A 9338-nucleotide genomic window follows, 5' to 3' on the forward strand; every position below is an offset into this window, starting at 1 on the left:
TTTAAAAGAGCGGGCCCACCGCCCCCCCCACCCCCCCCCCCAATACAAACTCTCCATCCGCCCACCAAGGGGGGGGGGGGGGGGGGGGGGGGGGGGGGGGCGGGGGGGGGCCCCCCCGGCCCCCACGGCTTCCCGTATCCGGGTCTGGCGCATACCGACTCCGGGGCAGGTGAAGTCGGGCAGGGCGAGCCGGGTGATACCTCTGCGTGGGACGCACCGATGTACTGGCCGCCGCGGGAGGAACGGAACGCGGGACCTGCTCATACGACCCCGGGAGTACCCTCCACGTCCAGCGCTGCCGCGTCCGAGAAGAGCTCCGGCGCGCCCAGGGCGCACTCCGCCCAGACCGTCTTGCCACGTCGGGCATGGCGCGTTCCCCAGTGCTCGGCGAGTTGGGCGACGAGGAACAGACCTCGCCCGCCCTCGTCGAAGACACGGGCCCGGCGCAGGTGCGGAGTCGTGCTGCCGGCATCCGCGACCTCGCAGATGAGGGTGCGATCGTGGATGAGACGCAGCTGGATGGGAGGCCGGCCGTAGCGGATGGCGTTGGTGACCAGTTCGCTGACGACCAGTTCGGTGGTGAAGTCGAGTTCCTCCAGTCCCCAGGTGGTCAGCTGCTCGGAGACACTCGCTCTGGCCCGGGCGACCTCGGCCGGGTCGGCATCCACGTCCCAAGTGTGGACCTGGCGGTCCCCGAGGGTGTGAGTGCGGGCCAGGAGGAGTGCCACGTCGTCGTGCGGTCGGTCTGCGGGCAGCAGCGCTTCGAGGACGGTGTCGCAGACCGTCTCCAGGGAGGCGGAGGACTGCGCGAGGGCGTGGCACAGTCGGGTGAGGCCCGCATCGACGTCGTGGTCGAGTGCCTCGATCAGGCCGTCGGTGTAGAGGGCGATGATGCTGCCCTCGGGCAGGTCGATCTCCGCCGCCTCGAACGGCAGGCCGCCCAGGCCGAGTGGCGGGCCGGCGGGCAGCTCGAGGATGTCGACGGTTCCGTCCCGAGTCATCACGGCGGGCAGCACGTGGCCCGCGCGGGCGAGGGTGCAGCAGCCGGCGACGGGATCGTACACGGCGTACAGGCAGGTGGCCCCGATGTCCCCCGCGGATTCGTTGTCCGTTTGGGCAGAGACTTCGGAAGAGACTTCGGCGGACAGGCGGATGACGACGTCGTCCAGGTGGGTGAGGAGTTCGTCGGGCGGCAGGTCGATGTCGGCGAGGGTGCGCACGGCGGTCCGCAGCCGGCCCATGGTGGCGGCGGCGTTGATGCCGTGGCCGACCACGTCGCCCACCACGAGTGCGACCCGGGCACCGGACAGCGGGATGACGTCGTACCAGTCGCCGCCCACGCCGAGCTGGGCGGCAGCAGGCAGGTAGCGGCAGGCGACCTCCACGGCGGACTGCGCGGGTGTACTGCGCGGGAGCAGACTGCGCTGGAGGGTGAGGGCGGTGGCGCGCGCGTGCGTGTATCGGCTGGCGTTGTCGATGGCCACCGCCGCCCTGGCTGCGATCTCCTGGGCGAGGAGCAGGTCCTCGTCCCCGTATGCGTCGGGCTTGTTGTGACGGAAGAACTGAGCGACACCCAGCGTGGTGCCACGGGCGCTCAGCGGTACCAGCAGCATTGATGCGGACGGGCCGAGGTGGTGCCGTGAGGGCCGGCCGGTGACCAGGGCGCGAGCCGGTGGTGATCCGTCCGGATACCTGTGGAGCTGCTGCGGCGGAACCGACGATTCCGCGTAGATCGCTTCCAGATGGGTCGTCTCGGGGTAACCGTCCATCACCGACCGCTGGGCGACCCGGCGGACCACGAGTGTGCCCTCCGCAGGAGGTTCCTCTCCGGAAGACGTGTCGAGGAGGTCGACGGTGACGGCGTCGGCGAAGTGCTCGGTGGCCATGTCCGCCAACTCCTGGGCGGTGCGGACGATGTCCAGGGTCGTTCCGACGCGTACGCTCGCCTCGTTCACCACCGACAGCCGCCACTGCACCTGGCGATCCCGCTCCTTCTGGAAGGCCAGGACGCCCGTCTCCGATGTGCGGTCCATGTATTCGGTCGCCAGTACGGTCAGCTTGCGTGCCGCCGCGTTGATCGGCTCTGCATCGCTGGTGAGAAGGGGCAGCTCTTCGAGCAGCCGGTCGAGGAGACGGCCCTGCGCGAGCCGGAAGGCGCGCAGCATTGCTGTGACCGGCTTCCCGCGCTGAGCCAGCCGACGCGCGCGCTCGGCGTCGGCGGCCGGCGGATCGATCCGCCTTGGCTCGATGCCGTGCTCGATGCCGAAGAGTATGGCGATGACGTGCTCGGCGACGTTCTCCCCCGTCATCTGCGCGATGTCCGGTTCGTCCCACAACTCGGGGACCTCGCGCCGCAGGCATTGCTCTATGTCGTGGATCAGCTCGTCCGCTCGCGGGCTGAGCTCATGCGCGGCACGGGACAGAAGACTGTCCGCGGTGAAGTCCACTTTGACGACGTTACGCCGTCCTGGTGGCCCGCGAAGCCTCAGCCGGCCGCATCCGGCTGCGCGGCGTCCGGGAGGAGCCCGGTCTCATGGGCCGGTCGTGGTCGAGGGCGAGGGCCCGCGCGGCCACCGGCGAACGGGGTGGCGCCCACGGCTTTCCGGTGTCCGCGGGGCCTGGCGCAGCCGGTGCTCCGGGTCAACCGAGGTCGGGCAGCGGCCGCCGGGTCACCTGGTGGGCGTCGTCCGGCGGGACGCCGAGCATGCGCAGGACCATCTCGGCCAGGTCCGAGGCAGCCTCGTCCCCGTCGATGTCGGGGCGGGCCAGCCGTAGCGCCACGAGGGACAGCAGGGTCCCGCCGAGGGCGGACAGGGCGGTGGTCGGGTTGGTGCAGGTGAAGCGGCCCGAGGCGATGCCGATCTCCAGGTCACGCAGGGCTCGGGGGGCGAGGCCCCGGTCGGTGTGGATCTGGGCCAGACCGCGGTCACGCAGGATCCGCATGAGTTCAGGGTGGGAGTCGGCCATCCGGGCGGTGAGCCGGAAGCCCGCCGAGACAAGCTCGGCCGGGTCGTCGATTCCTTGTACGCGCTCGTCTATGACCTGCCCGAACTCGTCCAGGGCGTCTGTCACGGCGGCGTCGAACAGCTCCGTCTTGGACTCGAAGTGGTTGTAGAAGGAGCCGAAGCCGACGTCCGCGCGCTCGGCGATGGCCTGGATGCTGGCGCTGGTGTCCCCGGTCTCCGCGAGGATCTGCCGGGCCGCACGGACGAGCGCCTGACGGGTCTCGGCGCGGCGCCGTTCGAAGCGGTTCTTGGGCGGGGCTGACGTCGGCATACGGCGAGTCTAACAACCGTCACGATCAGTCTGCCATTACTGATGAGATCATCAATTATTTGGGTCCACCCTATTGACGATGGGTAACGGCAAAGTTGATGATTTCCTCATTACAGCAGTGTTGCTTGGAGGACACCATGTCCCACACCTCCGTTAACAGGGCCGCTCCCCAGACGCCCCACCAAGACCTCCACAGTGAGCAGGGCGCCTCGCGCGGTGAGCATCCGGGACGGTCCCGGAATCCCGTGATCAAGGTGGCCGACCTGGCGTGGCTGGAGTTCGAGAAGCCCGACCTGGACCGGGCCGAGGTCTTCGCCCGTGACTTCGGCTTCGCGATCGCCGCCCGCACCGAGGGCGAGCTGTGGCTGCGCGGCACCTTCGCCGGCTCGCCGTGCATGGTGATCCGCAAGGGGCGTACGTCCCGCTTCATCGGACCGGCGTTCCGCGCGGCCGAGCGGGCCGACCTGGACCGGCTGGCCCGCGCCACCGGCAGTACCGTCCGGGACATCGGCGTACCGGGCGGTGGGCAGTCGGTCGCCCTGCTCGATCCCTCGGGCCTGCCGGTCCGGGTCGTGCACTGCGCCGAGCAGCTGCCCGAGCTGCCCGAGCAGGAGCCGCTGATCCTCAACTTCGGTACCGATCACCGTCGTACGAACGCCACCCAGCGTCCGCCCCGTGAGCCGTCCCGTATCCAGCGGCTGGGCCATGTGGTGCTGGAGACACGGGTGTTCGCCCGCACCCTGGACTGGTACCTGGACACCCTCGGGATGATCGTGTCCGACTTCCTGTTCCTGGACGGGCAGCGCGGGCGCGGGCCGACGATGGCGTTCATCCGGTGCGACCAGGGGAGTGTGGCCGTCGATCACCACACGCTGGCCCTGCACCTGGGGCCCGGAACCGGCTACGTCCACTCCGCCTACCAGGTCACCGACCTCGACGCGATCGGCGCCGGCGGGGAGTACCTGGCCGAGCGCGGTTACCAGCGCAGCTGGGGCATCGGCCGGCACATCCAGGGCAGCCAGCTGTTCGACTACTGGCGCGACCCCGACCACTTCATGCTGGAGCACTTCGCCGACGGCGACCTCTTCTCCTCCGACCTGGAGCCGGGCTGGGCGCCGATGTCGGCGAGCGGCCTGTCCCAGTGGGGCCCGCCGGTCACCCGCGACTTCCTGGGCACCAGCCCGTCCCCCGCCAAGCTGCGCGAGGTCATGACGGCCCTGCGCGGCGACAACGAACTCGACCCCGCACGCCTGCTGGGCCTGATGAAAGCGATGAGCTCATGAGCACCAACGTTCTGCGCACCTCCGACGGCTGGTGGGTCGTCCGGGACGAGCGCGCCGTCCGCGTCGAGACCAAGGCCGTCACCACCGCCGAACTGCTCGCCGACCGGGACGCGGTCCGCGAAGCCGCCGCCTCCGCCGAGAGCGGCACGCCTGTCGCCGACCTGGTGGCGCTGCCTCCGGTCACCACCCCGTGCCGGGTGGTCGCCCAGATGGTCAACTACCGCAGCCACGCCAAGGATTCGGGCTTCACCGGCGACATTCCGGCCACCTTCTTCCGCAAGGCGTCCGGCTCGGTCAGCGGCCCCCATGACACGATCATCCGTCCCGCGCACGTGAAGTTCCTCGACTACGAGGTGGAACTCGGCCTCGTCATGGGCGAGACCCTGCCCGTGGGCACCGTCGTCGAGGAGCAGGACCTGCCGCGCTACGTCGCCGGTCTTGTCCTGACCAACGACGTCAGCGCCCGCGACGTCCAGCTGACCAAGACCCAGTTCTACGAGAGCAAGTCCTATCCGACCTTCACACCGACGGGGCCGTACCTGGCGCTGCTGGAGCCCGAGGACTTCGCCCATCTGCTGAACCTGCGGCTGCGGCTGTCGGTCAACGGCGTGTCGCGCCAGGACCGCACGCTGGCCGACATGATCGTGCGGCCCGCACAGGCGCTCACCCTGCTCGCCCGCTTCCAGACCCTCGAGCCGGGCGACCTGCTGCTGACCGGCACTCCCGGCGGCACGGCCCTGAAGGCCCCGCCCAAGCCGATCGGGAAGATTGTCGCGCTGCTGCCGCCGGCGCTGAAGTGGAAGGCGTTCTTCAAGGGCCAGGCCAAGAACCCCCTTTACCTGCGCGACGGTGACCTCATCACCGCCACGATCGCCACCCCCGACGGGCAGATCGACCTCGGCGAGCAGCGGACCCCCGTTACGGACGCACCATGAAGGCCGTATCCCGGATGCCGGTGGTGATCATCGGTGCCGGACCCGTCGGGGTCACGGCCGCCCTCCTGCTCGCCCGGCACGGAGTGCGCAGCGTCGTCCTGGAACGCCACCGGGACGTCTACCCCCAGCCGCGCGCCGTCGTCGTGGACGACGAGATCCGCCGGATCCTGCAGAGCGTCGGTGTCCACGAGGAGTTCGCCGCCCTCGCACGCCCCGCGCGCGGGCTACGGCTGCTCGATGCCCGGCGCCGCATGATCACCGAATTCCCACGGTCCCTGCACGGGCACCACGGCTTCCCGCAGACCAGCATGTTCGACCAGCCCGAGCTGGAACGCCTGCTGCGCGACGCCCTGGCGCGCCGCCCCGAGTGCGAGCTGTGGGGCGGGGTGGAGGTCGTGTCCCTCACCCAGGACACCGACGGACCGGACGATCCCACGGGTCCGGTCCGGGTCACCTTCCGCCGCGACGGCAGCGACGAGGAGGAGCACCTGTGGGCCGATGCCGTCCTCGGCTGCGACGGTGCGGGCAGTCTCACCCGCGACGCCATCGGCACCCTCTGGGAGGACCTGCACTTCGAAGAGAGCTGGCGGGTCATCGACGTGCGCACCAGCCGCCCGGTACGCACCTGGGAAGGCGCCGAGCAGATCTGCTGCCCCAACCGGCCGGGCACGTTCATGCGCGTCGGCGAGGACCGCTACCGCTGGGAGTTCCGGCTGGCCGAGGACGAAAACCTGGACGGCCCGGACGGGTGGGCGCGCCTGCGTGAGCTGGTCGCCCCCTGGGTGGACCTGCCGCCCGATGTCTCGCAGGCCGACGACTTCGAGGTGATCCGTCAGGCGCAGTACACCTTCCGGGCCCGTCTCGCCGGCCGGTGGCGCAGGGGGCGTGTCTTCCTGCTGGGCGACGCCGCCCACCTCACCCCGCCCTTCGTCGGGCAGGGTCTGTGCGCGGGCCTGCGCGATGCCTACAACCTCACCTGGAAGCTCGCCCGCGTGCTCCAACAGGGCGCACAGGAGGGGCTGCTGGACACCTACGAACGCGAGCGCAAGCCGCACGCCCGCCATGTGATCCGCGTGGCGGTCGCCGTCGGCTGGGCCATGACCGGCGGGCAGGACCGCGGTGCGGCGTTCCGCCGGGCCGTGGTGGGCGCGGTCTGTCGCATCCCCGGCGTGACCGCGGCGGTGAGCCGTGACCTCAGCCCCGCCCTGACCGCCGGTCCACTCGTACGGCGCCGCCCCAGGCTGACCGGCCGCGTGCTGGCCGGCACCTTCTGCCCGCAGCCCTGGGTACGGCATGACGACAGGCGAGTGCGCCTCGATGACGTCCTCGGGGACTCCTTCGCCGTCCTGACCGCTGTGCCGCCCACGGCGCAGATGACGGCCGTGGCCACGGCACTGGGCGCCCGGACGATCCGCGTCGACGACCTGGACGACGACGGCACCGTGGCCGGCTGGCTGGCCTGCGGCCGTGCCGGCGCCGTCCTGCTGCGCCCCGACCGCGTCGTGATGGACACCGTCCCGGCCGGCACCGGCGACTTCACGGACGCCGCCGCCTGGGCTCCCCTGCTGCACACGGCCCGCCGTACCGCCGACGCCCGGCCCGCCCCCTGACGAGGAACACCACACCATGACGAGCCCGCACCTCGCACCGTACCCGGAACCCTTCTTCACTCCCGACCCACACGTGGCCGCCCGCAGCCGCATGGCGGACTTCGCCCGATGGGCGGCCCGGCACGGGGGCGCCGAAGGGATCCAGGACCCCACGGACTACCAGGCCCTCTACCAGTGGTCCGTCACCGACCTCGAAGGGTTCTGGGCCGCGGTGTGGGAGTACTTCGACATCGACGCGACGACTCCGTACGAGCGGGTGCTGGCCGAGGAGACCATGCCAGGCGCCCGCTGGTTCCCCGGCGCCACCCTCAACTACGCCCACCACGCGCTGCGCAACCTGCAGCCGGACGCTCCCGCGATCACCGCCCTGGACGAGACCGGAGCCGGCTATGAGATCACGGGCCGGGAGTTGCGCTCCCGGGTCGCCTCCGTAGCCGCCACCCTGCGCGACCTGGGCGTCGGACAGGGCGACCGGGTGGTGGGCTATCTGCCCAACACCCCCCACGCCGTCATCGCCTTCCTCGCCGCCGCCAGCCTGGGCGCGGTGTGGTCGGTGTGCGGCCAGGACTACGCACCCAAGGCCGCCGCCGACCGCTTCGCTCAGCTCGAACCCACGGTGCTCATCACCGCGGACGGCTACCAGTTCAACGGCACCACACACGACCGCCGCGCCGCCTCGCTCGAACTCGCCGCCGCCCTGCCGACGCTGAAGGCCACGGTGCTCGTGGACCACGTGGGCCTTGCCTGGCCCGAGGGCGGGGACTCGGGGCTGACGGTTCCCTGGGAGGACGCGGCCATGCGCACCGAGTACCTCACCATCGCCCCGGTGCCGTTCGACCACCCTCTGTGGGTCGTCTTCTCCTCCGGCACCACCGGACTGCCCAAGGGCATCGTCCACGGGCACGGCGGGGTCCTGCTCGAACACCTCAAGATGCTCGGCCTGCACACGGATCTGGGCACCGGGGACCGTCTGCTGTGGTACACCACCACCCACTGGATGATGTGGAACCTGGTCGTCTCCACCCTGCTGACCGGTGCCGCCACCTGCACCTACGACGGCACCCCGGCACCGCAGGCGCGTCCGGACGTCCTGTGGGAGCTGGCGGCCCGTCACAAGGTCACCGTCTTCGGCACCAGTCCTCAGTACCTGCTGGCCATGGCCAAGCTGGGCATCGAACCCTCCGTGCACGACCTGTCGGCCATCCGCGTCGTCGGCTGCACCGGCTCCGCTCTGCCCGCCTCCGCCTACCCCTGGGTCCGCGACCACGTGGGCGGCGGCGTCCAGCTGGCCTCCACCAGCGGCGGCACGGACATCGTCTCCGGCTTCGCCGGCAGCGCCTCCACGACCCCCGTCTGGGCGGGGGAGCTGTCCGCACCCGGCCTGGGCGTGGCGCTGGCCGCCTACGACGCGACGGGCACCCCTGTCCTCGACCAGGTCGGCGAACTGGTCGTGACCCGCCCCATGCCGTCCATGCCGCTGTACTTCTGGAACGACCCCGACGGAAGCCGCTACCGCGACGCCTACTTCGGCGCCTACCACCCCGGTATATGGCGGCACGGCGACTGGATCACGCTCACCTCGCACGGCTCGGTGATCGTCCACGGCCGCTCCGACGCCACCCTCAACCGCAACGGCGTGCGCCTGGGCAGTGCCGACATCCACGACGTCGTCGAACGCCTCCCCGAGATCACCGAGGCCCTCGTCATCGGCGCGGAGGAACCCGACGGCGGCTACTGGATGCCGCTCTTCGTGGTCCTCGCCGACGGGGTCGGCCTGGACGACTCCCTGCGCGACCGGATCCGCGACGCGATCCGCGCCGGCGCCTCACCCCGCCACGTCCCCGACGAGATCCTCGCCGTACCGGCTCTCCCGCACACGAAGACCGGCAAGAAGCTCGAGGTTCCCGTCAAGCGCCTGCTTCAGGGTGCTCCCGCCGAGCAGGTCCTGAACCCCTCGGCGGTCGACAACCCCGACCTGATCGCCTACTTCGCCCGCCTGGGCGCGGAGCGGAACAAGCGGTCAGCACACAACACATGACGTCGGCCAGGGGACACAGGCCCACCTGAAAGCACCGGGTCCTTGTACCCCGCCCGGCTCCGCAAACCCCGTCCCCACCGCGTGGTGGGGGGGGGGGGGGCGCCCCCCCCCCCCCCCCCCCCCCCCCCCCCCCCCCCAAAAAAAAAAAAAAAAAACAAAACCACCCGCGGCCACCACCACAAACCCGCCCCCAACC

The 9338-nt window shown here is 71.0% G+C and carries 6 protein-coding genes; 4 read left to right on the plus strand and 2 right to left on the minus strand.

All coding sequences use genetic code 11. The features are described 5' to 3' along the window. Positions 1-260 precede the first annotated feature (260 nt). Entirely contained in the window at positions 261-2447 is a 2187-nt protein-coding gene (locus ACWCXB_RS00015) for an ATP-binding SpoIIE family protein phosphatase (protein ID WP_450717243.1), read from the minus strand. Positions 2448-2640: 193 nt separating this feature from the next. Continuing rightward, the gene (locus ACWCXB_RS00020; protein ID WP_450717245.1) at positions 2641-3276 is read right to left on the minus strand and encodes a TetR/AcrR family transcriptional regulator; all 636 of its coding nucleotides are present in this window, start codon (positions 3274-3276) and stop codon (positions 2641-2643) included. 137 nt (positions 3277-3413) lie between these two features. Here ACWCXB_RS00020 and ACWCXB_RS00025 point away from each other — a divergent pair, with 137 nt between their 5' ends. Genes ACWCXB_RS00025 through ACWCXB_RS00040 form a run of 4 tightly spaced genes read left to right on the plus strand, consistent with a single transcriptional unit; the run spans position 3414 to position 9142 of the window. After that, a complete protein-coding gene (locus ACWCXB_RS00025) occupies positions 3414-4559 on the plus strand; it encodes a VOC family protein (RefSeq protein ID WP_450717247.1) in 1146 nt (381 codons plus the stop codon). Then, the gene (locus ACWCXB_RS00030; protein WP_450717249.1) at positions 4556-5494 is read left to right on the plus strand and encodes a fumarylacetoacetate hydrolase family protein; all 939 of its coding nucleotides are present in this window, start codon (positions 4556-4558) and stop codon (positions 5492-5494) included. The genes ACWCXB_RS00025 and ACWCXB_RS00030 overlap by 4 nt, the downstream gene beginning before the upstream one ends. Next, positions 5491-7104 carry a bifunctional 3-(3-hydroxy-phenyl)propionate/3-hydroxycinnamic acid hydroxylase MhpA gene (mhpA, locus tag ACWCXB_RS00035; protein WP_450717251.1) on the plus strand — a complete coding sequence of 538 codons (1614 nt, stop codon included), beginning with the start codon at positions 5491-5493 and terminating at the stop codon, positions 7102-7104. Before ACWCXB_RS00030 ends, mhpA begins: the two co-directional genes overlap by 4 nt. 16 nt (positions 7105-7120) lie before the next feature. Continuing rightward, positions 7121-9142, plus strand: a complete 2022-nt coding sequence (locus ACWCXB_RS00040) for an acetoacetate--CoA ligase (protein WP_450717253.1) — start codon at positions 7121-7123, stop codon at positions 9140-9142. Positions 9143-9338 lie beyond the last annotated feature (196 nt).

Source organism: Streptomyces sp. NPDC001514 (assembly GCF_053597075.1).